Origin of the sequence: Arenimonas terrae, from assembly GCF_006265115.1 — a bacterium.
GTDB lineage: Bacteria > Pseudomonadota > Gammaproteobacteria > Xanthomonadales > Xanthomonadaceae > Arenimonas > Arenimonas terrae.
Genome location: NZ_SMDR01000004.1, coordinates 121,773 through 146,233, shown reverse-complemented (window position 1 = coordinate 146,233; position 24,461 = coordinate 121,773). Strand labels below are relative to the sequence as shown.

Below are 24,461 nucleotides of genomic sequence, written 5' to 3'. Positions count from 1 at the left end.
GGCCGCTCCGGTATTCGTGATGCATGCCACGGCTCCCCCTTCCCCCCGAGGCTGCTGCCGTGAGCAAAGAAACCGCACTCGAGCCCTCCGACATCCTGGAGTTCATGGCGCTGCGTTCGCCCAAGGACGTCGGGACGACGCAGAAGCAGATCCATTACATCCACGACCGGACCCTGGTGGGCAAGGGCATGGAGGTCGACGTCGTGCCGACCCCGCTGCTGTCCACGCACAGCCCGTCGATGATCGCCCGCACGCTTTACCGGGCCGTGTTCCTGGAGAACCGCGACATCGCCGATCCGGACCTTCTCGGTTTCGTGCCGATGGTGCTGGCCGAGCTGCCCGACGGCGACCCCTGGTCCGCCGGCTACCTGCTGTTCGCCGACGTGGGCGACCGTGCCGTCTTCGATTTCCGCAGCGCCTGGTACCTGGTGCCCGACCGCACGGCCGACATGGGCGGCGGCGTGGAGCTGCTGATGGAGCTGCACGCGACGCTGCGCGCGATGGGCCCCGGCCTGACGCTGGCCCGCGCCAAGGCCGCTGCCCTGGCGGCCCTGCACCAGCCCTCGCTGCGCCAGGGGGTGCTGGCCCCCGCCGGGGACTTCGCGATCAACCTGTGGGACCTGTGGCGGCGCCTGTTCGACCGCCTGTACCTGCTCTACAGCCTGCGCAAGGTGCTCCGGCGGCGCGCCGTCGTGCGGCATGACGAGGTGATCGCGGCGATGCAGGCGCTGCACCTGCTGGAAACCTTCGCCGTGGACGACCTGGTGACGGCCTTCGCGGGCCGGACCGAAGCCAGCCTCAGCGATACCGAGCGCGAGATGCTGGCACTGGCCCGCCGCCTGCGCCCCGCGCTCCGCGACTGGACGCTCAGCCGGCAGGTCCAGCCCTTGCTGGTGGCCCGCGACGCCGCCACCGTGCAGGCCCTGCTGCGCGCCAAGCCGGCGATCCATCCGGTCTTCAGCCGCGGCCTGCGCCACCGCCGTCCGTTCAGCGCAGTCAATCCGATCGGCGTCGGCGACCTGAAGGTGGTGCGCCAGCGCCTGGTCGCCTACAAACCCGGCGAGATCTCCTACATCCACAACGTGATGATGGGCGAGAACCGCGAACGGAAGTTCCGCCGGCTGGAGAAGAGCGAAGACACCTTCAGCAGCAGCACCGAGCGCAGCGAAGAACGCCAGAGCGAGCACCAGGCCACCGACCGCTTCGAGCTCAAGCGCGACGCGGAACAGACCCTCAAGCAGACGATCGGCATCACCGCCAACGGTAGCGTGACCTACGACAGCAAGCCGGTCGTGGCGACGGTGACCGCCGGCTTTTCGTTCCAGAGCGCGGCCGAGGAGTCGGCCAAGACGGCCGAGACCCTGGCGCGCGAGGTGATCGCCAAATCCGTGGACCGGGTGTCGCTGCGCGCCAGCGAGCAGCGCACCTCGGTGCGCCTGCTCGAAACCGAGGAGACCAACACCCAGGGCTTCAACGCCGAGGATGCCACCCAGCACGTCTCGGGCATCTACCGCTGGGTGGACAAGGTCTACGAAGCGCAGCTGTGGAATGTCGGCCGCCGCATGATGTTTGAGTTCATCGTGCCCGAACCGGCGCATTTCCTGGTCGAGTCCCGGCTGCGCGCCTATGCGCAGGACACGCCGCTGCCCGAGCCGCCGGTGCTCGACCTCAAGTCGGTGGTGATGCCGCTTGCCTTGACCGGTCCCGACGACATCACGCTGCCCGACTACGAAAAACTCGCGCTTCTCTACGACCTGTCGGCCCTGCCGCCGCCCGAGCGCCCGCAGACGCGGCGGGGCTTCTTCTCCGATGCCACCACCGGGGAGAAAACCATCACCGGTTCCTTTGCGGTGGGAATCGACGACCCCAACAGCGGCCAGCGCCGCTTCCGCACCCGTGCCTTCACCAGCCGGCTGGGCCTGGAGGGCTACCGGCTGACCGGCCTGCGGGTGGATGCCTTCATCAAGTTCCATGAGGCCAACGAGGCCGACCCGGGCGGGAGCAACAACTTCCAGATCTTCGTGGACGGCATCCAGGTGCTGACCCGGTCGCCAGGCGAACCGATGTGGCAGGTCGTGGGACAGGACGTGGACGTGACGGCGACCAGCGTGCCGCTGCACGAGGAGGTCGAGGTCACGATCGGCCTGACCGACGCCATCCTTTACTCCTTCACCCTGGGCTATACCGCCACGCGGGCCGACGACGGCATGGCCGACTGGCGCCGCCGTGTGTACCAGCACGTGCACGCGATCGAACGCGCCAGGGTCGAGGACGCCAACCGCCGCCTGCAGGCCCAGTACGACGCCGACCTCGCCGCTTACCAGGCCGAGATGGCGGAGTTCCGCGCCCGCACCGCCAACGACATCCTGCAGGGGCGTTCGGGTCTGCTGAACGCACGGGTGATCGTCGAGGAGCTCAAGAAGCACTGCATCACGCTGATGGCCAAGGAGTTCGACTCCTACATCTACGACGACCGGCTGCTGTATCCGGCCGTGGCGACCCGCCCCGGGGAGAACAGCTACTACGTCTTCAAGGAAACGCCCTCGCCGGCCGGAACGCCGCAGCGGCTGAAGGTCGAGATCAATACCGAGACCGGGCTGAACCTGCCGGCGATCGACCTCAACGTCGCCAACAACAAGGCGCCCCTGGTGCAGTTCCTGGAGCAGGCCTTCGAGTGGAACAACCTGGCCTACCTGTTCTATCCCTACTTCTGGGGCGCCGCGCCGCGCTGGATCGAGATGATGAACCGCTTCGACGCCGGCGATCCGTTCTACACGGCCTTCCTGCAGGCTGGCTCGTCGCGCGTGCTGCTCGCGGCCACGCCGGGCTACGAGGATGCGGTGCTGCACTACCTGGCGACGGGCGTGCCCTGGGAAGGCGGCCCGTCGCCGGTGATCGACGACCCGCTGTTCCTGCCGCTGCACGAGGAGATCCGCAAACAGCAGCAGGCCGGTACCGACGGCGAGCCCGAGGGCGATCCCTGGCCCTTCATCCTGCCGACGTCGCTGGTCTACCTGCAGGACAGCAGCTCGCCGCTGCCGGAGTTCGACGAGCCGCCGCCGGTCTCGTGACGACCCGCGCTGACCTGAGCCCCCGACGGAGCCCCCCGTGAGCATGTCCGGCCCGGAGCTGGCCCTGCTGTCGATCTCGATCGAGACCGAACCGACTGTGCCCGGCGATGCTCTGGCGGTCATGGCCGCCGGGCCCGCCGCGACCAGCTCGGTCTGGAACGCGCGCGTGGCGTCGGCGCGGCAGCGTTTTGAGCACGCGCTGGATGTCTACCGCAGCGAGCTGGCCGTCGCGCTGTCGGTGGAGGAAGAGCAGATCAACGAGTCGGCGTATCCGACGATCAAGGTCCCGGTCGGCGGCAAGCCCGAGGCGCTTCCGCTCGGCGACGAGCTCTTTCTCGACCTGTTCACCCTGTATGCCGCCGGCGGCTGGAGCCAGGTCGAAGCGGCGACCAGCGCCGTCGCGGCCTGGAGCGGCGTGCAGCCGGCCGACATGAAGCCGCGCGAGGCCTCGCTGCCCGGCGGTGTCGATCTGGTCGTCACGCTGCCGGGCGCGGCGGCGAAGTTCTACCGCGAGTGCCGGCTGCTGTTGGCCGAGTTCGTGATGCAGGAGATCCGCGACATCGAGGCCCGCGTGCAGGAGACGGTGCGCGCCCGGCTCGATGTCGCGATCGAGTCGGTCGCCGGGGCCGTCAAGACCTTCGGCATCCACTACGTGCCGGTGCTCCGGCCGGTGGGCGGCGGGGTCGAGATGCAACCGGCGCCGCGCATGGCCGATCCGAAACTGGCGAGCGCGATACACCACTACCTGGTGCAGGTGGGCACGGCGCGGCAGCGGATCGAGGCGATCAATTCCCGCCTTTCCGACCTGCGCAATGGCGCGCCGGTCGGCAGCCCGCAGTCGGGCGGCATCGGCAGCGGGGCATCGCACGGCGGCTACGGCGGTTCGGATTCGGCGCAGAGCGAGGCGGAGCTGCTTGCGGAACTGCAGGTCCACACCCGCCTGGCCGTCGACGCCGGCCGCCAGCTGCAGGTCAACGCGCCCTGGGCGATGGCAATCGCGGCGCAGATGAGCGCATCCACCAGCGAGGAGGACATGCTGCAGCGGCTCGACGCCACCCTGGCCGACATCAAGGCGACCGCCGCATCGATGCGGTCCGCGCTGGACCACAACGGCGTGCTGGGGCGCTACCTGGGGACAAGCGCCGAGGTGGTGCTGTCCGCGGCCTACCCGGCCGGGATGGAGGCGGTGATGGTCCGGCGCGCGCTTGCGGACGTGGCGGGTCGCGACTTCGCGGCCGTGCACCTGCTGTGCGAACGCACCCTGGTGGAGCTGTACGAGAACGAGGCGGCCGAAGACGGCATCCGCAACGTGGTCCTGGGCAGGATGATCGGCGAGTTGCTCCAGGTGGCCGCCGAGGAGGAAGTGGCCAGGCGCGAGAAGGACGAGGCCCGGAAGGCCCTGTCCGTGGTCGACGCCGTGCTGGGCCTGATGATGTTCATTCCCGTCGGCGGCCAGATCGGCCTCGCCCTGCGGGTGATCAGCGAACTTTCCGATGTCGCGATGATGTTCAGCGCGGCGTTCGTCTATGCCGAACAGTACGACGACCTCCAGAGGATGACGGCGGTCCGGCTGGCCGAGGCTGGCGACGGCGACATCGCCGCCCTGGGCGAGCTGCTGGCCATGCGCCGGACCTTGCTGGCGGAGGTCGCCATGGAGGTCCTGCTGCGCATGGTGTCGCGTTCCGCGGGGCGCGTGCGCCAGCTCAAGAAGCTGATCTTCGTGCGCGGAGCGCTGCAGGACGCCCAGACGCTGATGGAGGCGATCCACTCCGCCGACGAGGCGGCCGGCACGTGAGCAAGACCGGCGCGAAACGACGGGGCGGGTTCCTCGCCAGCTGCATGGACGCGGCCACACGGTCGATATCCAGGGCCGTCGGGCTGGACAAGAAGACGATGTTCGCGATGAGCGCCAGGAGCCTGGCGATCAACCGGCGCCGGACCGTTCTGGCGGTCTTCATCCTGTTCGGCAACCTGCGGGGCCGGGAGTCGCGGGTGCGCCGGGTGACGGCGGAGGACGTGTCGGCGGTGAACGCCTTCATCGCCAAGGCCCAGCGTGGCCCGGCGTCCTTCGGCTTTGCCTCGAAGAAGGAACTGTACGCCTTCCGCGACGCCCTGCTCGCGGTCCGCCGCGCCGTGAGCGCGGCGCGGTTGAGCGACGCCGAGAATGGCCGGTTGGCCTCTACGCTGGTGGGGCCCGTGGTGGAGAAGTTCGCCTATCTGCACCCCGCGTTCCGCCGCCAGCTGGTCGAGCTGGCGGATCTCTACGTCGACGTCGTCAACAAGCAGCTGGGGAAGGGCGTCAAGTTCTACGACGGGACCGGCACGGAGATATCGAAACCACCTCGGCTGAGCCGCAGCCGCACCTACCTGGCCACCAATGTGCGGCTGGTCCACGAGGGCAAGGTCAAGGAATTCACCGACTTCCTGGTGCTGGCGTTCGCGGGCGAGCCGGCAAACTTCGTCAAGAAGGACGGCCCGCAGATATCGATTGCGGTGTCGAACGAGAACAAGGCGCCGAGCGTGGTGTCCGAATCGAACTACCAGCACGCCAACGCGGCCGCCCGCCTGGGCAAGGCCACGGCGATCCTTTACGTGATCGACGGCAAGGAGTATCGCGCCGAACCCGCCAACTTCTTCACCAGCCAGTCGGCCTTCCATGAGGTCACGCTGAGCCTCAAGGGCCGCTTCGGCGGCACGACGCGCGTTTACGCGAATGACGACCCCGAAGACTGGCTGCACAGCATGCGCACGCACATCCCGAAGGGCGACCGCTCGGCGCAGCTGCGCATGGTGTTGAGCGTCCGCAGGGAGGCCCTGCTCGGCCTGATCCGCTAGCGTGCGGCGCGCGTGCCGGCCAGGTACTGCAGTGGCAGCGACAGCAGCAGGCCGGCGCGGAACCACAGCGGATGGTCGGCGCCGAGTTCCAGAACGGCCCACAGCGCCAGCGCAGCCATCGCCACCAGCAGCACGCGCGCGTGGCCGCGCGGCGCCGTCGGCGCGGCGCGTGTCGCCACCCAGAAGGCGAGCGTTCCGGCCAGGATCACGCCCGACAGGTCCCAGGCGAGGCGGCCATCGCCGCCCGAGGGCAAGCGCAGCAGTGCGGCCAGTTCGCCACTGGCGATCGTGCCGGCGACCAGCACCACGCCGGCACTTGCGAGCGCAAGCAGCGAACGCGTGGCTTTCCACAGGGCTGCCTGCCAGGACATGAGGCGCGGATCCTGAATCACCGGTGCGCCGATGCTAGCCGGTCCACGGGGGCGAGTGCGCAATCGGGGCTGGATCGATGTATCGCGACGGCCGTCCCGCCACGCCCCATGCCCAGGCCGGGGATGCCGCCGCCCGGGCCCGGCTGGCCGCGCTGAGCGCCCGGCTGACGGCCGTTCCGGCGCGCTGACGCCGCCGCCGCGGGGTGACGCTGGACCGGGTGTTTCCGGATAATGGCGGGCCCAGGGCGCCGCGCGGCGCCCCTCGCGCCTTCCGCAGGAATCCCGCCCCATGAATGCCCGCTTCCGCCAGCCGCTGCCCGGCTCGTCCCTCGACTACTTCGACGCCCGCGCCGCCGTGAATGCGCTTGAGCCGGGCGCCTGGGACGGCCTGCCCTACGTCTCGCGTGTGCTGGCCGAAAACCTGGTGCGGCGCTGCGATCCGGCCGCGCTCGACGCCTCGCTGCGCCAGCTGATCGAACGCCGGCGTGATCTCGACTTCCCCTGGTTTCCGGCGCGCGTGGTGTGCCACGACATCCTCGGCCAGACCGCGCTGGTCGACCTGGCCGGCCTGCGCGACGCCATCGCCGACCAGGGCGGCGATCCGGCCCAGGTGAATCCGGTGGTGCCGGTGCAGCTGATCGTCGACCACTCGCTGGCGGTGGAGTGCGGCGGTTTCGATCCGCAGGCTTTCGTGAAGAACCGGGCGATCGAAGACCGTCGCAATGAAGATCGTTTCCACTTCATCGACTGGACCAAGCTCGCGTTCAAGAACGTGGACGTGATCCCGCCGGGCAACGGGATCATGCACCAGATCAATCTCGAAAGAATGTCGCCCGTGATCGGCGTGCTCGATGGCGTCGCCTATCCCGACACCTGCGTCGGCACCGACAGCCACACGCCGCACGTGGACGCGCTGGGCGTGATCGCCATCGGCGTCGGTGGGCTGGAGGCGGAGAACGTCATGCTGGGCCGCGCCTCGTGGATGCGCCTGCCCGACATCATCGGCGTGGAGCTGACCGGAAAGCCGCAGCCGGGCATCACCGCCACCGACGTCGTGCTGGCGCTCACCGAGTTCCTGCGCAAGCAGAAGGTGGTCGGGGCGTGGCTGGAGTTCCGCGGCGAAGGCGCCTCGGCACTGACCCTGGGCGACCGAGCCACAATCTCCAACATGGCGCCGGAGTACGGCGCGACCGCGGCGATGTTCTTCATCGACCAGAACACCATCGACTATCTTCGGCTCACGGGCCGCAGCGATGAGCAGGTTCGGCTGGTGGAGACCTATGCGAAGCACACGGGTCTGTGGGCGGACGAACTGGCGTCGGCGCAGTACGAGCGCAGCCTGAGCTTCGATCTTTCATCCGTTGGCCGCAACATGGCCGGCCCCTCGAACCCGCACGCGCGCGTCGCCACCGCCGACCTCGCCGCCAAGGGCATCGCCGGCAACCTGGCTGCCGCGCGCGAGCAGGAAATGCAGGGCCTGATGCCCGACGGCGCCGTGATCATCGCCGCCATCACCAGCTGCACCAATACGTCGAATCCGCGCAACGTGATCGCCGCCGGCCTGCTGGCGCGCAACGCCAACCGTGCCGGCCTCACGCGCAAGCCCTGGGTGAAGAGCTCGCTCGCGCCGGGCTCCAAGGCCGTGGCGCTGTACCTCGAGGAAGCTGGCCTGAAGTCCGAACTTGAACAGCTGGGCTTCGGCATCGTTGCTTTTGCCTGCACCACCTGCAACGGCATGTCCGGCGCGCTGGACCCGAAGATCCAGCAGGAGATCATCGACCGCGACCTGTACGCGACCGCCGTGCTCAGCGGCAACCGCAACTTCGACGGCCGCATCCATCCCTACGCCAAGCAGGCCTTCCTGGCCTCGCCGCCGCTGGTGGTCGCCTACGCCATCGCCGGAACCATCCGCTTCGACATCGAGAAGGACGTGCTGGGCCATGACGCCGCCGGCAAGCCGGTCACGCTGAAGGACCTGTGGCCCAGCGACGCCGAGATCGACGCGATCGTGAAGGCCGCGGTGAAGCCGGAGCAGTTCCGCGCCGTGTACGAGCCGATGTTCAGGGTCGCGGTCGAAAGCGCCGCCAGGGTCAGCCCGCTGTACGACTGGCGTGCGCAGAGCACCTACATCCGCCGCCCGCCGTATTGGGAAGGCGCGCTGGCCAAGCCGCGCACGCTCACCGGCATGCGGCCGCTGGCCCTGCTGGGCGACAACATCACCACCGACCACCTCTCGCCCTCGAACGCGATCCTGCTCGACAGCGCCGCCGGTGAATACCTGGCAAAGATGGGCCTGCCGGAAGAGGACTTCAATTCCTATGCCACCCATCGCGGCGACCACCTGACCGCACAGCGCGCGACCTTCGCCAACCCGACGCTCAGCAACGAGATGGCGGTGGTGGACGGCAAGGTGAAGAAGGGCTCGCTGGCGCGTGTCGAGCCGGAAGGCAAGGTGATGCGCATGTGGGAGGCGATCGAGACCTACATGGACCGCGGCCAGCCGCTGCTGATCGTCGCCGGCGCCGACTACGGCCAGGGCAGCTCGCGCGACTGGGCGGCCAAGGGCGTGCGCCTGGCGGGCGTGGAGGCGATCGTGGCCGAAGGTTTCGAACGCATCCACCGCACCAACCTGATCGGCATGGGCGTGCTGCCGCTGGAATTCCAGCCCGGCACCACGCGCCTGACCCTGGGCCTCGACGGCACCGAAACCTACGGCGTCACCGGCGATCGCACGCCGCGCGCGACGCTGACCCTGGTGGTGAACCGCCGCAACGGCGAACGCCTCGAGGTGCCGGTGACCTGCCGCCTCGACACCGCCGAGGAAGTTTCCATCTACGAGGCGGGCGGCGTGCTTCAGCGCTTCGCCCAGGATTTCCTGGAATCGACCAAGGCCGCCTGACATGAGCCACGCACCGCAGATCAAGATTCCCGCCACCTTCATGCGCGGCGGCACGTCCAAGGGCGTGTTTTTCCGGCTGCAGGACCTGCCGGAGGCCGCGCGCGTGCCGGGCCCGGCGCGCGACGCGCTGCTGATGCGCGTGATCGGCTCGCCCGATCCCTACGGCAAGCAGATCGACGGCATGGGCGGCGCCTCGTCGAGCACCAGCAAGTGCGTGATCATCTCCAAGTCCTCGCAGCCCGGCCACGACGTCGACTATCTCTACGGCCAGGTGTCGATCGACAGCGCCTTCGTCGACTGGAGCGGCAACTGCGGCAACCTCAGCACGGCGGTCGGTCCGTTCGCCATCGCCAGCGGCTTCATCGACCGGGCGCGGCTGCCGGAGAACGGCAGGTTCGCGGTGCGCGTGTGGCAGGCCAACATCGGCAAGACGATCATCGTGAACGTGCCGATCGCCAACGGCGAAGTGCAGGAGTCCGGCGACTTCGAGCTCGACGGCGTCACCTTCCCGGCGGCCGAGATCGTGCTGGAGTTCATCGACCCGTCCGAGGAAGGCGAAGGCGAGGGCGGCGGCGCGATGTTCCCGACCGGCAACGCCGTCGATACGCTCGAGGTGCCCGGCGTCGGCGCGCTCACCGTGACCATGATCACCGCCGGCGTGCCGACCATCTTCGTGGACGCCGCCGCGATCGGCTACACCGGCACCGAGCTGCAGGACGCCATCAACGGCGATGCGAAGGCGCTGGCGATGTTCGAGACCATCCGCGCCCACGGCGCCGTGCGCATGGGCCTGATCAAGGACATCGCCGACGCCGCCAAGCGCCAGCACACGCCGAAGGTCGCCTTCGTCGCCCCCGCCGCGGCCTACACGACCAGCAGCGGCAAGCGCGTCGAGGCCGGCGAGGTCGACCTGCTGGTGCGCGCGCTGTCGATGGGCAAGCTGCACCACGCGATGATGGCCACCGCCGCGGTCGCCATCGGCACCGCGGCCGCCGTGCCCGGCACGGTGGTGAATCGGGCGGCCGGCGGCGGCGACCGCAGCGCGGTGCGTTTCGGCCATCCCAGCGGCACGCTGCGCGTGGGCATCGAGGCCGCGCAGGTGAACGGGCAATGGGTCGCGCGCAAGGCGACCATGAGCCGCAGCGCGCGCGTGCTGATGGAAGGCTCGGTGCGCGTTCCGGCCGATCACGGCCCGTGAACGGCGACCCGGCGCGATTGGACTAACATCACGGCAGCCCCCAGGAGACCGCCATGCCGCTCACCGGAAAAACCATCGCCGTCACCGGCGCCTTCGGGGCCCTGGGCACCGCCGTCGTGCGCGAACTTCAGGCGCAGGGCGCGCGCGTCGCCGCCATCGACTTCGCGGCCGCGCCGCGCGATCCGGCCTCGCTGCAGGGCGCCAGCCTGCACGGCGGTGTCGATCTCGGCCAGGCCGAGGCGGCGGAAGCGGTGTTCGCGGCGATCGCGAAGCAGCACGGCGGCCTCGACGGCCTGGTCAACATCGCCGGCGGCTTCCGCTGGGAAAAGATCGACGGCGGTTCGCTCGACACCTGGGACACGCTTTACCGCATGAACCTGCGCACCGCGGTATCGGCGTGCCAGGCGGCGCTGCCCCACCTTCCCGACGGCGGCCGCATCGTAAACATCGGCGCCAACGGCGCGGTGAAGGCCGGTGCGGGCATGGGCGCGTACGCGGCGTCCAAGGCCGGCGTCGCGCGCCTGACCGAAGCGTTGGCGGAAGAGCTCAAGGACCGCGGCATCACCGTCAATGCGCTGCTGCCCAGCATCATCGACACGCCGGTGAACCGCACCGACATGCCCGATGCGGACTTCAGCCGCTGGGTGCAGCCGGCGCAGCTGGCCGACGCCATCGCCTTCCTGCTGTCGGCGCGCGCCAGCGCGATCACCGGCGCGCTGATCCCGGTGGTCGGGCGGGTCTGAGCGCGGCCCGCCGTAAACGGATCCGCTACCTGCGCTCCGTGCGCGGCGTCCGAGTCTCCCGCTAAGCTGGCCCGACCGGCGGCCGCCCCGGCCCGCGCGCGTTCCGGAGCTGGGTGAAGGCCTTTTCGATCAATGGCTTGCGGGAACCCGTCGGCGGACGAAAAAAAATCGCCGTCCCGTGTCGAAACCACGCACCCCGGTTCGTCGTCTGGTTACAGGGCCAAGATCGGCCCTGCCCACCCGATCAAGGAGAGCCCCATGAGCGACACCACCCCCACCGGCACCGTGCGTTTCCACCGCGTCCTGAGAGCGCCGCCCGCGCGCGTCTACCGCGCCTTCATCGACCCCGCTGCGATGGTGAAATGGCTGCCTCCCTACGGCTTCACCGCCACGGTGCACGAGATGGACGCCCGCGTCGGCGGCGGCCACCGCCTGTCCTTCACCAACTTCTCCACCGGCGGCAGCCACAGCTTCGGCGGCCGCTATGTCGAGATGGTGGAAGGCAAGCGCCTGCGCTACACCGACCGCTTCGACGACCCCGCGCTGGAAGGCCAGATGGAAGTGGACATCGAGTTCCGCGAGAGCTTCGCCGGCACCGAGCTGAGCATCGTCCAGTCCGGCATTCCCGCCGCCATCCCGGTCGACTTCTGCGTCCTGGGCTGGCAGGAATCACTGGAACAGCTGGCCCGCCTGGTCGAACCCGAAATCCCCGACGGCGCCTGATCCGTCCCGCCATTCCAGACCCACAAGGAGAATTCCAATGCGCGTCATCGTTTTCGTCAAAGCCACCGCCGACAGCGAAGCCGGCCTCATGCCCGCCCCCGAGCTGCTCGAGGCGATGGGCAAGTTCAACGAAGAGCTGGTCAACGCCGGCATCATGCTGGCCGGCGAGGGCCTCAAGCCCAGCGCGCAGGCCAAGCGCGTGCATTTCGACGGCGCCAAGCGCACCGTCATCGACGGCCCCTTCGCCGAAACCCGCGAACTGGTCGCCGGCTACTGGCTGTGGGAGGTCAAGGACATGGCCGAGGCCGTGGAGTGGGTGAAGCGCTGCCCGAACCCGATGATGGGCTCCAGCGACATCGACATCCGCCCGGTGTACGAACTGGCGGACTTCGAGTCGATCATGACGCCGGAAGCCGAAGCCGTGCACGGCCGCGTCGTCGACAAGCTCGCCGGCAAGTGAAGCGCAGCGCGTGAGCGACGCGTCCACCCGCCAGGCCATCGAGGCCGTTTTCCGGATCGAGCGATCGAAGCTGATCGCCGGCCTGGCGCGGATGCTGCGCGACCTGGACGCGGCCGAGGAGCTGGCGCAGGACGCCTTCCTCGCCGCATTCACCGACTGGCCCGTCACGGGCATCCCCGACAACCCCGGCGCCTGGCTGATGACCACGGCCAAGCGCCGGGCGATCGACGCGATCCGGCGCCGGCAGCTGCACGCCGACAAGGAAGCCTTCCTGGTCGACGAGGCGGAGCAGGCCAAACCCTTCGCGAGCATCGAGGACATCGAAGCCGCCATGGACCATGACATCGGCGACCACCGCCTGGGCCTGATCTTTACCGCCTGCCATCCCGTGCTGGGCGCCGACGCCCGCGCGGCGCTGACCCTGCGCCTGCTCGGCGGCCTGGACACCGGCGAAATCGGTCGCGCCTTCCTGACGTCCGAAGCGACGATCGCGCAGCGCATCGTGCGCGCCAAACGCAGCATCGGTGAAGCGGGCGTGGCCTTCGAGGTGCCGCGCGGCCGCGAGCTGGCGCCGCGCCTGGCCTCGGTGCTGGAAGTGATCTACCTGATCTTCAACGAGGGCTATGCCGCCACCGCCGGTGACGACCGGATGCGGCCGGCGCTGTGCCAGGAGGCGCAGCGCCTGGGCCGCGTGCTGGCCGCGCGCCTGCCGGACGAACCGGAAGTCTTCGGCCTGCTGGCATTGATGGAGCTGCAGGCCTCGCGCCTGGTCGCCCGCACGGCGGCCGATGGCAGCCTGCTGACGCTGGCGCAGCAGAACCGCGCGCGCTGGGACCAACTGCTTGTCCATCGCGGTCTGGCCGCTCTGAACCGATCCGAAGCCCTCGGCGGCGAACGCGGGCCCTACGCGCTGCAGGCGCGCATCGCCGCCCACCACGCCCGCGCGAAAATCTACGAGGCCACGGACTGGCCCGGCATCGCGTCCACGTACGACACCCTGGCCGAGGTGATGCCCTCGCCGGTGATCGAACTCAACCGCGCCGTCGCGCACAGCATGGCCTATGGCCCGGAAGCGGGACTGCGCCTGCTCGACGCCATCGCCGAGACGCCCGCGCTGCAGACCTATGCGCCGCTGCCGGCGGCACGCGGCGATTTCCTGTTCCGCGCCGGTCGCGTGCTGGAAGCCAAGCTGCAGTTCGCGCGCGCCGCCGAGCTGGCGCAGAACGCGCGCGAGCGCGAGTTCCTGCGCAAGCGCAGCGAGGCCTGCGGCTGAAGCCGGCAGTGGCGGCCAGGCCGCTGCTCAGTCCTTCGCCGCCGGTGGCGTGGTCACGCGACGCAGGTGTTCGCGCGCCAGGAACACGGGGTCGTCGCCGCCGGGCACATCCGGCACCACGCCCTGCCGCTCCCAGTTGCCGCGGCTGCGGCGATTGACCGGCCGCCCGTCCGGGATGGTGATCTGCATGCCTTGGCCGATCGCCAGCGGTTCGCCCATCAGGTGTGCGGCTCCAGCCGAGCGGGCACCGAAGACCAGCGCGCGTTTTTCCGCCTGCAGGCTGTAGGCGACGAACTCCGCGGCCGACGCGGTGCGGCGGTCGACCAGGATCGCGACGGGCCCGGCATAGGGCGGCAGCGACGCCGCCGGCAGTGCGTCGACGGTGCTGCCCGAACGGCGCTCGATGTCCTGCACCGCCACCACGTCGTCGCCGAGGAAACTGCGGACGATGCGGTTGGGCGTGTCGGCATCGCCGCCGCCGTTCTGCCGCAGGTCCAGGATCAGGCCCTGCGTGTCCTTCAGCAGTCCCCAGGCGTGCGCCAGCTTGGCGCCCGCGAGGTCCCAGGAATGGAACGTGGCCAGCCGCAGGTAGCCGATGTTGCCCTCGAACACGCGCACCTCGCGGACGCCGGCATTGGTGGGCCCCGCGGCCGCGCGCCACTGCATCAGCCAGTCGTCGGCGTTGGCGGCGTCGGCGGTCAATTCGACATGGAAGTGGCCGTCATGCGCGTCCAGGTCCTGGTTCAGGCGCTGCAGGAATCGCGCCGTGTCCTGGCAGGACGCGGCGTAGCGTCCGTCCTGCGCCCACTCGCGCAGGTCGGCGGCGATCAGCGCGGCCTGGGAAGGATCGACATATCGCGCCTGCACCTTCTCCGCGGCGGCGACCAGGACCGCGCTCTGCGTCGGACAGGCGGCGACGGGCGAGGCCAGTTGGGCGGCGAGCAAGAGCGTCGTGATCATGGGTCTCCTGGGTGGCTGGATGTTCGATGAGGCCGGCGTGGCGACTGCGGCGGCGGGTCGCTCAGCCGGAGCGGGCGGATCCGTCGCGCGCGGCGTCGCATTCCCCGCACTCGCCCGCCGGATGCAGGAAGGCTTCGGGGTCGCGCCGCAGCAGGTCCAGCGCCGCATCGACCACGTCGCGCGAACGGACATGCCTGGCGGTGCCGTGGCCGAGCCGTCCGATCGATTGCGCCCGCCGCCGCTGCAGCGCTGCATTGACCTCGACGAAACGCGCACAGCAGCCCTGGGCCTCCAGATAGTGGATGCGCCGGACCGCGTTCCCGTCGCGCACGGTCGAATATTTCGGGATGCCGTAGGCGACCTTCGCCAGGCTCTCGGCCAGGTGCATCGTGGTGTTGGCATCGTGGTCGACGCCCAGCAGCAGCACGTGGCCCGCATGCGCGAACACGCGCCCGACCGGACTGTCCATGCCGTGCGGATCGTCGACCGGATGCGCAGCGGTGATGACCTCCGCCAGCGGCCCGCAGGCCGCGAACGCGTGCGGGCTGTCGCTGCGGCGCACGCCCGGCAGGCGCCAGAAGGTGTCGGCGAGCACGCCCATGCCGCGGCAGTGGCTGCGCGCCGGATCGAAGACCGCGTCGTCGTCCTCGGTCATGCTCGGCATCACCAGCGTGCCTTCCGGACCCAGCCAGGCCCGCAGCGCCTGGATCAGGCCTTCGGGTCCGCCCTGCACCGGACCGGTGCGGGAAAACGCACAGTGCACGACCAGCACCGCGCCGCGCGGCACACCGAGCGCCGCGAGCTGCCGACCGATCTGTTCGGCGGACACCGGCATCACGGCGCCTCCCCGGAAACCAGGTCCGCCATCAGCGGCCGCCGCGTCCGGATGCCGGCAGGTCCGCGACGAGTGCGCGGGCGACGGCCATCGGATCGGCCAGGTGCGGCATGTGGCCGAAGGGAAGGGTGGTCGCTTCGACGCCCAGGAGCGCGGGCGCGGCCCGCTGCATCCATGCCGGTTCGAACACGCGGTCGAAGCCGCAGGCCAGGTAGGCGGTATGCAGGTCGGGATGGCGTTCCGGCACCGTCGGCTGCAGCCACAGGTTGCTGGCCGCGTACTTGATGCGGTGGCGTCGCGCGAGGCCTACATTCGCGGCATCGACGTCGTGGTAGAGGAAGTGGCGGGAGATCGCCTCGTCCTCGTAGGCCAGGTGTCCCTTTTCGATCCAGGGCGGGCAGAACATCGCGCCGTCCTCGCGGGCGTGTTCCCGGAACGTGAGTCCGGGCTTGGCGATGGCGGCGGCGAGGTACACCAGGCTGTCGACCCGCGCGTGGGCGTGCAGCAAGGGCAGCAGCAGGCCGGTGATGGAATGCCCGACGCAGCTGATCGGTCCGTCGCCGGCGATGGCCTGCCACTGCGGCCGCAGCGCTTCGAGAATGGAGGCCTGCGTCGCGTCGGGGTCGGCGTAGGGCAGCTCCGGGCAGGCGGCGGCGTATCCCAGCGCTTCCAGCGCGGAGGCCAACGGGGCCATGCCGCGGGCCCCGTGGGTGGAGCCGTGCAGCAGGACGAAGGTCCGGCGGCCGCCGGGTTCCGCGCCACGCGCCGCGGCGCTGCCCAGCGCGGCCATCGCGGCGGCTCCCATCAGGGCGCCCAGGACACGGCGGCGGGGCATGGGGGTGCGCATTCGGGAAGCTCCTCGGGATCGGGTGGCGACAGCCTAACGATCAGCCGCGCGACCGCATGTGCCTTTCCTGCCAATCGACCGGCCCGGTCCTGCCCCGGGGTCGACAAATTTTCCAGGCCACTGTCGAATGGCCGCCTCTTCGTTCGTCGACAGACTGAGGGGCGGATCACCGCCCCCGTCCACCCTGGAGAAACCCCGATGCAGAAGATGATCTTCGTGAACCTGCCCGTCGCCGACCTGCGCAAGGCCATGGCCTTCTACGCCGCGCTCGGTTTCACCAACAACCCGCACTTCAGCGACGACACCGCCGCCTGCATGGTCTGGAGCGAAACCATCCACGTGATGCTGCTCACCCACGACAAGTGGCGCAGCTTCACCGCCCGGCCGATCCCGCCGACCACGTCGAGCGAAGTGATGCTCGCCATGTCGTTCGAAAGCCGCGACGCGGTGGACGCCATCGCGGCCGCGGCAAAGGCCCACGGCGGCACCGCCGACATCAACCCGGCCCAGGACCACGGCTTCATGTACAGCCGCGCCCTGGCCGATCCCGATGGCCACGTGTGGGAGGCGTTCTGGATGGATCCGGCGGCGGTGCCGGCCTCGGAGTGACGGCGCCTCGCCCGCGGCAGGCGGGAAGCTAACCGGAGGGCGGGGCGGGAGATGCCGCCCCGCCGCTCCCATGTTCACCTTCGGCGTCCGGCTCGACCGGCGTCTCGGCGTTCGCGGGGGCCGGTTCAGGCTCCACCTGCGCCAGGTCGAACTCCGACAGCGGACTTTCAGCCGGGCAGTCGGCGTCCGGGAACCCGAAATTTCGGCGCAGCGAGAGGCCGCAGGCGTTGAGCTCCTCCAGCTCGTCGACCGGTCCACGGCACTTGCGATCGAAGGCGCGGGCGAAGGCATCCCGGCGGGCGACGAAGTCCATGCCGCATTCGCGCTGCAGGCGCAGGCGGTCCAGGTCGTCCTGCGCCGGATTGACGCCGTCGAGTCCGAACCGGAGCAGCTCCTCTTCGGAAAGCATGCGCAGGTTGCGGTTGGGGACCGCCATCATCAGGTCGGCGACGGCGACGCTGGCGCCGTTGCGCTGGAGATAGTCGCGGACGCGGCCGTGCACCACCTGCAGTTCGGCGTTGAGTTCGGCGCGCGTCGTGGCGGTCGAGCTCATGCGGATGATGCGGTGGATGCCGACGTCGCCGGCGATCCGGCGCACGTCGCCGGCGCTGAGCAGGAAAACGCAGGCGCTGTGGCAGATCGAGTCTTCGCGCACCCAGATCGTCCAGCGCGACGCGGCGATGAAGTCGCCCGCCCGGATGGCGTCTTCCACCTGGCCGCCGGCGGAGTCGATGTCGAGCACGCGCTTGCGGATCGCAAGGGTTTCGGCGACGCGCGTCACGCGCTCGACCAGCGCGGCAAACTCGGTGGCGATGCGTCCGCGGTAACGGAGGCGCAGCACGCCGCGGTCCGCGCAAGCGCCGAGTGCCGCTTCCAGCGCCTCCCGGTCCAGGGCCAGCAAGGCCTCGCCGTCGCCCTGACGGGAGTAGTCGAGGTCGCAGCTGAGCCACGCCTGGTCCGGGGCGAGCGTCATGGGCGACCAATCGGCCGGTGCGGTGCGGGAATTCTTCTTCTGGGCGGCCGGGGGCAGCGGCGCAGCGGGCTCCGGCGTCATCGGAGCAACACTGATGGCGCCGTTCTCGTCGGCCGCCGCTTCGGTGCCTTCCGATGTCGGCGCCGGCTCGGCCACCGGCGCGCTCGGCACGATGCGCTCGCATGCCGTGGCGGCGAGCACGACGGCCAAGGCCAGCGACAGCCTGGCGCCAAAGAATGGGATGCGGGGAGGCATGCCCGGAGCCTAGCATCGGCGCCAAAACTCGCGATGAACGCGCCGGCCTGCGAGGTGCCGCGCCGCATGCGCCTCGCAGGCCGGCGGGGGATTCGAGGCGGAAGGCAGAGATGGTGGCTATGGGTGGACTCGAACCACCGACCCCAGCATTATGAGTGCTGTGCTCTAACCGGCTGAGCTACATAGCCATGGGGCAAAAACCGCTGTCCGTTGCAGACAGGGCCGCGAATTCTGGGCCTTCGACCCCCTTGCTGTCAATGCGCGCGGCCCCGGCTTGTGGCCGCTCGCGGCCCTGTGGCAGTCTGGCTCCAGTAGATTTTTGGAGTCCGATCGTGGTCGATCCGGACGGTTACCGCCCCAATGTGGGCATCGTGCTGATGCACGGCGACGGCCGCCTGTTCTGGGCCCGGCGGGTCAACCGTGATGGTTGGCAGTTCCCGCAGGGCGGCATGAACACGGACGAGACGCCGCGCGAAGCCATGTTCCGCGAACTGCGCGAAGAGACCGGCCTGCTGCCTGAGCACGTGGAGGTGCTGGGCAGCACCCCGGGCTGGCTGCGCTACCGCCTGCCGCGCCGCTGCATCCGGCGGGGCAACCGCCCGGTGTGCATCGGCCAGAAGCAGGTCTGGTTCCTGCTGCGCCTGACCGGCGAGGAACACCACGTCCAGCTGGACCTGACCGACAAGCCCGAGTTCGACAGCTGGCGCTGGGTCGACTTCTGGTACCCGGCCGAACACGTGGTCAGCTTCAAGCGCGAGGTCTATGTCCGGGCCCTGCACCACCTGGCCCAGGCGGCCCGGGCCGTGGCCGGCGACACCGCCGTGCCGCCCTGCGGCGAGGCCGTGCAGGCCCTGCTGCAGCAGCCGGCCCAGGCGGTCGCGGGCGGCCGCGGCCGGCGCTGAGGCCCGGGAGCGGTCTGGGCGGCGGGGCGCTGCCTGCTTCGGTGCCCCCTGGCCTGGACGGAATTCCCTGATCCTGGCGGCCGGCTCGCCCGGCAGGGCAGCGTTCTCCCTGGGGCAGGTTGCCTGAATGCCCGGCATCGCCCGCCCCGTCGGCCGGCGGCCCCAGTTGACAATCGTTCGCATTCGCATGGAAAATGCGAACCGTTCTCAGCAAGAGCGGCCCCGCATGTACGTCTGCATCTGCCATGGCGTCACCGACCACGACATCCGCCGCGCCGCGGAAGCCGGCGTGTCGAGCGTGGCCGAGCTGACGATGCGCACGGGCCTGGGCAGCGGCTGCGGCACCTGCGGCGAGATGGCCGGCGAACTGCTCGCCGAAGCCCGCGCCGCCCGCGAGTTCCCGCTGCCGGTGTTCGCCGCCGCGGCCTGATCCGTTCCGGGCGACCTCGCGCGCCTGTCCCTGCTGTCCCGCAGCACGCCGGCGCCGCCGCACAAACGCGAACGCCGTGCAGCCGCAAACGTAAGCAATTCCTGTTTCCGCAGCGCCCGTCGCATCGGCGTAAGGTGCGGGCACGTCCACGGAACAGGAGGCCCGCCATGAAAGGCGATGCCAAGGTCATCGAGCACCTCAACAAGGCGCTCTACAACGAACTGATCGCGATCAACCAGTATTTCCTGCACGCCCGCATGTTCAACAACTGGGGCCTGAAGGAGCTCGGCGAGCACGAGTACAAGGAATCGATCGACGAGATGAAGCACGCCGACAAGCTGATCGAGCGCATCCTCTTCCTCGACGGCCTGCCGAACCTGCAGAACCTGGGAAAGCTCTTCATCGGCCAGTCGCCGAAGGAGTGCCTGCAGTGCGACCTCAAGCTCGAGATGCAGGCGGTGCCCGACCTCAAGGCCGGCATCATCGACTGCGAGAAGGCCAACGACTACGTGTCGCGCAAGCTGCTGGCCGACATCCTGGAGTCCGAGGAAGAGCACATCGACTGGCTCGAGACACAGCTGGCCCTGATCGAGCGCATCGGCGAGCAGAACTACCTCCAGGCCAAGATGGGAAGCTGAACGAAACGGTCCGATTCTTCACCAAGGCCTGCCCGATTTCATGGGCAGGCCTTTGTTTTTCTTGGATTTGACATTCCTGAGTGCCGTTCAGCTTCGAACCTCAAAACTGTGTGCTGCATCGCAAAATGACGCGGCCATGACGGCTCCCGTACGGTCGGCCGGTCCCGCCCTGTCCCGGGCGGGCCAAACCAACTGGGGAGTTGTGTACCAATGAAGTCCGCATTCCGTACCACCCTGCTCGCCGCCGCCACCCTGGCCGCCCTCGGCGCCGCCTCTTCCGCCGTGGCTGGCGGACGTCCCGACCTCGTGGCCAAGGGCCTGGCCGAAGGGCGCGCCCACGTCGCCGACCAGCTGATCGTGCAGTTCCGTGCCGGCGCCACCGAGGCCGACAAGCAGCGCGTGATGCGCCGCGTCAACGGCGACCGCGCCGAAGTCCTGGCGCGCGGCCACCGCCGCATCGACATCGGCGGCGACATCGAGCTGATGAACCTGCGCGGCCGCGCCCTGCGCGACGCCATCGCCGACCTGCAGGCCGACGGCGCGGTCGAGTTCGCCGAGCCGAACTGGATCCTGCAGCACACCGCCGTTTCCAACGACACCTACTACACCAACGGCAGCCTCTGGGGCATGTACGGCGACAACAGCTCGCCGGCCAACCAGTACGGCAGCCGCGCGGCGGAAGTCTGGGCCAAGATCGGCGGCACCGACTGCAGCAACGTCGTCATCGGCGTCATCGACGAAGGCTACATGTACAACCACGCCGATCTGGCCGCGAACGCGTTCAAGAACCCGGGCGACAGCACCTTCGACGGCGTCGACAACGACGGCAACGGCCTGGTGGACGACGTCTACGGCTGGGACTTCGACGGCAACAACAACTCGGTGTTCGACGGCACCGGCGACGACCACGGCACCCACGTGGCCGGCACCATCGGCGGCGTCGGCGGCAATGGCGTCGGCGTGGCCGGCGTGTGCTGGAACGTCAAGCTGATGGGCGCCAAGTTCCTGGGCAACCGCGGCGGCACCACCGCCAACGCGGTCAAGGCGGTCGACTACTTCACCGACCTGAAGGTGGACCAGGGCCTGAACATCGTCGCCACCAACAACTCGTGGGGCGGCGGCGGCTTCTCGCAGGCGCTGCTGGACGCGATCAACCGCGCCAATGCCGCCGGCATCCTGTTCGTCGCGGCCGCCGGCAACAGCGGCGCCAACAACGACACCACGGCTTCGTACCCGAGCAACTACAACGCCCCGAACGTGATCGCGGTCGCCGCGCTCACCTCGACCGGCGCACTGGCCAGCTACTCGCAGTACGGCGCCACCACGGTGGACCTGGGCGCCCCGGGCTCGGGCATCTGGTCGACCGTGCCGGTGGCCAGCGGCAAGGGCAAGAACGCCACGGTCACCTCGGGTTATTCCAGCTACAGCGGCACCTCGATGGCCACGCCGCACGTGACCGGCGCGGTCGCGCTGTACGCGGCCCGCAACCCCGGCGCGTCGGCGGCGCAGATCAAGGCCGCAATCCTGGGCTCGACCACGCCCACGCCCTCGCTGTCGGGCAAGACGGTCACCGGCGGTCGCCTGAACGTCGAAGGCTTCTGATCGGACGCGTCGCCGGCCCGGATCGACCGATCCGGGCCCCTGCGGAAAAACGAAGGGCCCGGCAGCGATGCCGGGCCCTTCTTTTGGGGTCAGAGTGCGTTTATCTCCTGCGACACCCCGGACCCAGGTCGGGACGCGGAGGAGATAAATGCACTCCGACCCAGGATTCCGAGGGCGGCCTCAGCGCAGCAGCCCCTGCAGCGCCTGCGACGCCCGCCGGAACTCCGACTCGAGCACGGCCACGGCCACCGCTGGCCGCGGCAGCACGCCCTGGCGCGCGCCCAGCTCGATGCGCTTGGCGGCGGCCGAAAGCGCCATCGCGCCCAGGTTGGCGCTGGCCGACTTGAGCGTGTGCGCCGGCGCGATCATGCGCGACATGTCGTTGGCGGCGGCGGCGGCTTCCAGGGCCTGCACATGGGTCGGCGCGTCCTCGAGGAACAGGCGCACCAGGCCCAGGTATTCGTTGCCCATGACGGCGCGCAGTTCGTCCACGACGTCGGCGGCCAGCACCGGTGGCGGCACGGCGGGCGTGTCGGGGCGATGTTCGGCCGACAACGGTGCCGGGCGCGCGGCCGGCGGGGTGGCCGGTGCCGTCGGAGCGGCGGGTGCAGCGGGTGCGGGGCGCAGCAGGGGGCTGCCGGCGGAATCAGGCGCCGGTGCCGCGGGCCGCGGCGGGAAGGGCACGCTGGGCCGCGTCGTTTCGGTCGCGCCCGGCTGCACCGGCGGAGCCGGGCGGGCGGCCGCCGGAGCCGGAGCGGGTGCCGGCGCCGCCGCCGGGCGGGGCGCGGCCTGCGCAGCGGCGGCCGGACGCGGCATCGGCGCGCTGGGCGCGGCCGCCAGGCCGGGCAGGGGTGCGGGCTCGTCCGGCAGCAGGGTCGGCGTTTCCGCCGGCGGGTCCGGCATCGGCGCGCCGGCGGCGCGGTGCTGCAGCCAGCGGGCGATGGTGGCCTCGAGCAGGCGGCGGTCCACCGGCTTGCTCAGGTAATCGTCCATGCCGGCGTCCAGGCACTTCTGGCGGTCGCCGGCCATGGCGTTGGCGGTCATGGCGATGATCGGCAGCCGCGCCATGCCATGCGTCACTTCATGCTGGCGCCATTCGCGCGAGGCGGTGTAACCGTCCTTCACCGGCATCTGGCAGTCCATCAGCACCAGGTCCAGGTTGCCCTGCACCATGCGCTCGAGCGCCTTCTCGCCGTTGTCGGCGGTCTCGCAGGTCAGGCCGAGCAGGCCGACCAGGCGCTGGGCGACCATCAGGTTCACCGGGTTGTCCTCGACCAGCAGGATGCGGCCGCGCAGGCGGCCGGTGCGCGGCGCGCCGGCCTCGCCCTCTTCGGGGCCCGAGGCGACCAGGACACGTTCGGGCGACGCCGGTGCGTTCTCCTCCGGCCGGGGCGCAGCCTGGGCCGACAGGAAATTGGTGAGGCTGCTGCGCAGCTCGGCGCCGCCGATGGCGCGCGACAGCATCATCGCGTGCGGCCCCTGCGCCAGTTCGGCGGCCGCAGCTTCATCACCTTGCAGGTACACCACGCGCAGATCCTCCAGTTCGGGCGTGCGGCGCAGGTTGCGATGCAGGGCGATCGCGGTGCTGCGCACGCTGTTCAAGTCCACCAGCAGCAGGTCGAAGCTCCAGGTCGCGCCGCGGCTGAGTGCGGTGCGCAGGCGGGTGAGCGCGTCCTGTGTGGTTTCGGTCTGGGTCAGGGTGACGCCCCATCCCGGGGCGGCCTGGCCGAGGCGCTGGCGCAGGCCGGCGTCGGTGCTCAGCAGCAGGATGCGGGCGCCGTTGAGGTCGCTGCGCGTACCCTGGATGTCGCCCGCGGCCTTGAGCAGCGGCACTTCGAACCAGAAGGTCGAACCGCGGCCGGGCTCCGATTCCACGCCGATGCTGCCGCCCATCAGGTCGACGATGCGCTTGCAGATAACCAGGCCCAGGCCGGTGCCGCCGTACAGGCGCGTGGTGGACGCGTCGGCCTGGCTGAAGGCGCGGAACAGGCGCGCGTCCTTGTCGATGCCGATGCCGGTGTCGGTCACTTCGAAGCGCAGCTCGTGCTGGGTGCGGCTTTCGCCGCGGCGGGTCACCGCCAGCGTCACCGAACCGCGCTCGGTGAACTTCACCGCATTGCTCAGCAGGTTGGTCAGCACCTGGCGCAGCCGCACCGGGTCGCCGCGCACGGCCAGGCGCACGGCCGGGTCCATCTGCAGGTTCAGGCGCAGGCCCTTGCCTTCGGCCGGCTTCTCCATCAGCCGGATCACCGAGTCCAGCAGCTCGCGCAGGTTGAAGCTGGTGGTTTCCAGCGTGACCTTGTTCGCTTCGAGCTTGGAGTAGTCGAGGATGTCGTCGACGATGCGCTGCATCTGCCGGGCCGAAGTGTAGGCCGTGCGCACGATGTCCATCTGGTCGGTCTGCAGGCGCGAGCTCATCAGCAGGTCGAGCATGGGGATGATGCCGTTGAGCGGCGTGCGGATCTCGTGGCTCATGGTCGCCAGGAATTCGCCCTTGGCCATCATCGCGGCCTCGGCGGCCTGCTTGGCCTCGGTCAGCTCGCGTTCGAGCCGGCGGTGCAGGGCCAGCTCTTCCTGCAGCGCGTTGACCTCCCGGGTCTGTTCGCCGGTCTGCTGGGCCGCCTGCACGAGAGCGCGGTTGCGCAGCGAGAACGCGCGCCACAGCCCGGCGATGCCGGCCACCGCAAGCAGGGCGGCGATCAGCGCCAGCGTCTGCCACAGCCAGTTGTTGCTGAAGTGGCCCATGGCCGCGGCGGCGGCCGCGCCGGCCGCGCCGGCGATCGCCAGCCAGCGGACGATCAGGGCGTCGTTGGGTTTCGGGTTGCCCGGGACCATGA

The 24,461-nt window shown here is 70.0% G+C and carries 20 protein-coding genes and 1 tRNA gene; 14 read left to right on the top strand and 7 right to left on the bottom strand.

Annotation, left to right across the window (positions count from 1 at the left end):
* Positions 1–59: 59 nt before the first annotated feature.
* The 3 genes from E1B00_RS14470 (at position 60) to E1B00_RS14460 (ending at position 5,906) form a co-directional block, all read left to right on the top strand.
* Positions 60–3,071: a hypothetical protein gene (locus E1B00_RS14470; RefSeq protein WP_139450041.1), complete on the top strand. Its 3,012-nt coding sequence runs from the start codon at positions 60–62 to the stop codon at positions 3,069–3,071.
* 37 nt (positions 3,072–3,108) lie between these two features.
* Positions 3,109–4,866 (top strand): hypothetical protein, encoded by a 1,758-nt coding sequence (locus E1B00_RS14465; protein ID WP_139450038.1) that lies wholly within the window; start codon positions 3,109–3,111, stop codon positions 4,864–4,866.
* Between the two features lie 107 nt (positions 4,867–4,973).
* On the top strand, positions 4,974–5,906 hold the full coding sequence (locus tag E1B00_RS14460; protein WP_139450036.1) for a hypothetical protein: 933 nt from the start codon (positions 4,974–4,976) through the stop codon (positions 5,904–5,906).
* On the opposite strand, the gene E1B00_RS14455 is transcribed toward E1B00_RS14460, so the two are convergent.
* Positions 5,903–6,277 carry a hypothetical protein gene (locus E1B00_RS14455; RefSeq protein ID WP_139450034.1) on the bottom strand — a complete coding sequence of 125 codons (375 nt, stop codon included), beginning with the start codon at positions 6,275–6,277 and terminating at the stop codon, positions 5,903–5,905. The two genes, E1B00_RS14460 and E1B00_RS14455, sit on opposite strands and share 4 nt — an antisense overlap.
* A 289-nt stretch (positions 6,278–6,566) precedes the next feature.
* On the opposite strand from E1B00_RS14455, the gene acnD reads away from it, so the two are divergent.
* The 6 genes from acnD to E1B00_RS14425 all read left to right on the top strand — a co-directional run bounded on the left by acnD (position 6,567) and on the right by E1B00_RS14425 (position 13,573).
* On the top strand, positions 6,567–9,176 hold the full coding sequence (acnD, locus tag E1B00_RS14450) for a Fe/S-dependent 2-methylisocitrate dehydratase AcnD (protein WP_139450032.1): 2,610 nt from the start codon (positions 6,567–6,569) through the stop codon (positions 9,174–9,176).
* Position 9,177: 1 nt separating this feature from the next.
* Positions 9,178–10,374: a 2-methylaconitate cis-trans isomerase PrpF gene (gene prpF, locus E1B00_RS14445; RefSeq protein WP_139450030.1), complete on the top strand. Its 1,197-nt coding sequence runs from the start codon at positions 9,178–9,180 to the stop codon at positions 10,372–10,374.
* Between the two features lie 53 nt (positions 10,375–10,427).
* The gene (locus tag E1B00_RS14440; protein ID WP_139450023.1) at positions 10,428–11,117 is read left to right on the top strand and encodes an SDR family oxidoreductase; all 690 of its coding nucleotides are present in this window, start codon (positions 10,428–10,430) and stop codon (positions 11,115–11,117) included.
* A gap of 258 nt (positions 11,118–11,375) precedes the next feature.
* A complete protein-coding gene (locus E1B00_RS14435) occupies positions 11,376–11,840 on the top strand; it encodes an SRPBCC family protein (RefSeq protein ID WP_139450021.1) in 465 nt (154 codons plus the stop codon).
* Between the two features lie 37 nt (positions 11,841–11,877).
* Positions 11,878–12,300: a YciI family protein gene (locus tag E1B00_RS14430; RefSeq protein WP_139450020.1), complete on the top strand. Its 423-nt coding sequence runs from the start codon at positions 11,878–11,880 to the stop codon at positions 12,298–12,300.
* 10 nt (positions 12,301–12,310) lie between these two features.
* Positions 12,311–13,573 (top strand): RNA polymerase sigma factor, encoded by a 1,263-nt coding sequence (locus E1B00_RS14425; protein ID WP_139450018.1) that lies wholly within the window; start codon positions 12,311–12,313, stop codon positions 13,571–13,573.
* Between the two features lie 27 nt (positions 13,574–13,600).
* Here the strand turns inward: E1B00_RS14425 and E1B00_RS14420 are convergent, their stop codons facing one another.
* From E1B00_RS14420 to E1B00_RS14410, 3 genes are all read right to left on the bottom strand, one after another.
* A complete protein-coding gene (locus tag E1B00_RS14420) occupies positions 13,601–14,533 on the bottom strand; it encodes a S41 family peptidase (protein WP_139450016.1) in 933 nt (310 codons plus the stop codon).
* 61 nt (positions 14,534–14,594) lie between these two features.
* On the bottom strand, positions 14,595–15,368 hold the full coding sequence (locus E1B00_RS14415; protein ID WP_139450014.1) for an AAC(3) family N-acetyltransferase: 774 nt from the start codon (positions 15,366–15,368) through the stop codon (positions 14,595–14,597).
* Positions 15,369–15,399: 31 nt separating this feature from the next.
* Positions 15,400–16,215 carry an alpha/beta hydrolase gene (locus tag E1B00_RS14410; protein WP_139450012.1) on the bottom strand — a complete coding sequence of 272 codons (816 nt, stop codon included), beginning with the start codon at positions 16,213–16,215 and terminating at the stop codon, positions 15,400–15,402.
* 198 nt (positions 16,216–16,413) lie between these two features.
* On the opposite strand from E1B00_RS14410, the gene E1B00_RS14405 reads away from it, so the two are divergent.
* Positions 16,414–16,824, top strand: coding sequence for a VOC family protein (locus tag E1B00_RS14405; RefSeq protein WP_139450010.1), 411 nt, complete (start codon positions 16,414–16,416; stop codon positions 16,822–16,824).
* A gap of 28 nt (positions 16,825–16,852) precedes the next feature.
* Here the strand turns inward: E1B00_RS14405 and E1B00_RS14400 are convergent, their stop codons facing one another.
* Together E1B00_RS14400 and E1B00_RS14395 are read right to left on the bottom strand one after the other, a co-directional pair.
* Entirely contained in the window at positions 16,853–18,052 is a 1,200-nt protein-coding gene (locus E1B00_RS14400) for a COG3904 family protein (protein WP_139450008.1), read from the bottom strand.
* Between the two features lie 111 nt (positions 18,053–18,163).
* Positions 18,164–18,240 (bottom strand) — tRNA-Met (locus E1B00_RS14395).
* 144 nt (positions 18,241–18,384) lie between these two features.
* Between E1B00_RS14395 and E1B00_RS14390 the strand changes: the two genes are divergently transcribed.
* From E1B00_RS14390 to E1B00_RS14375, 4 genes are all read left to right on the top strand, one after another.
* Positions 18,385–18,954: an RNA pyrophosphohydrolase gene (locus tag E1B00_RS14390; RefSeq protein WP_139450006.1), complete on the top strand. Its 570-nt coding sequence runs from the start codon at positions 18,385–18,387 to the stop codon at positions 18,952–18,954.
* 226 nt (positions 18,955–19,180) lie between these two features.
* Positions 19,181–19,384, top strand: a complete 204-nt coding sequence (locus tag E1B00_RS14385) for a bacterioferritin-associated ferredoxin (RefSeq protein ID WP_139450004.1) — start codon at positions 19,181–19,183, stop codon at positions 19,382–19,384.
* A 167-nt stretch (positions 19,385–19,551) separates the two neighbouring features.
* A complete protein-coding gene (gene bfr / locus E1B00_RS14380; protein ID WP_139450002.1) occupies positions 19,552–20,022 on the top strand; it encodes a bacterioferritin in 471 nt (156 codons plus the stop codon).
* 210 nt (positions 20,023–20,232) lie between these two features.
* Complete coding sequence (locus E1B00_RS14375) at positions 20,233–21,624, top strand: S8 family peptidase (protein ID WP_139450000.1); 1,392 nt, start codon at positions 20,233–20,235, stop codon at positions 21,622–21,624.
* 180 nt (positions 21,625–21,804) lie between these two features.
* Here E1B00_RS14375 and E1B00_RS14370 read toward each other — a convergent pair whose 3' ends face one another.
* Positions 21,805–24,459: a hybrid sensor histidine kinase/response regulator gene (locus E1B00_RS14370; RefSeq protein WP_139449998.1), complete on the bottom strand. Its 2,655-nt coding sequence runs from the start codon at positions 24,457–24,459 to the stop codon at positions 21,805–21,807.
* Between the last annotated feature and the right edge of the window lie 2 nt (positions 24,460–24,461).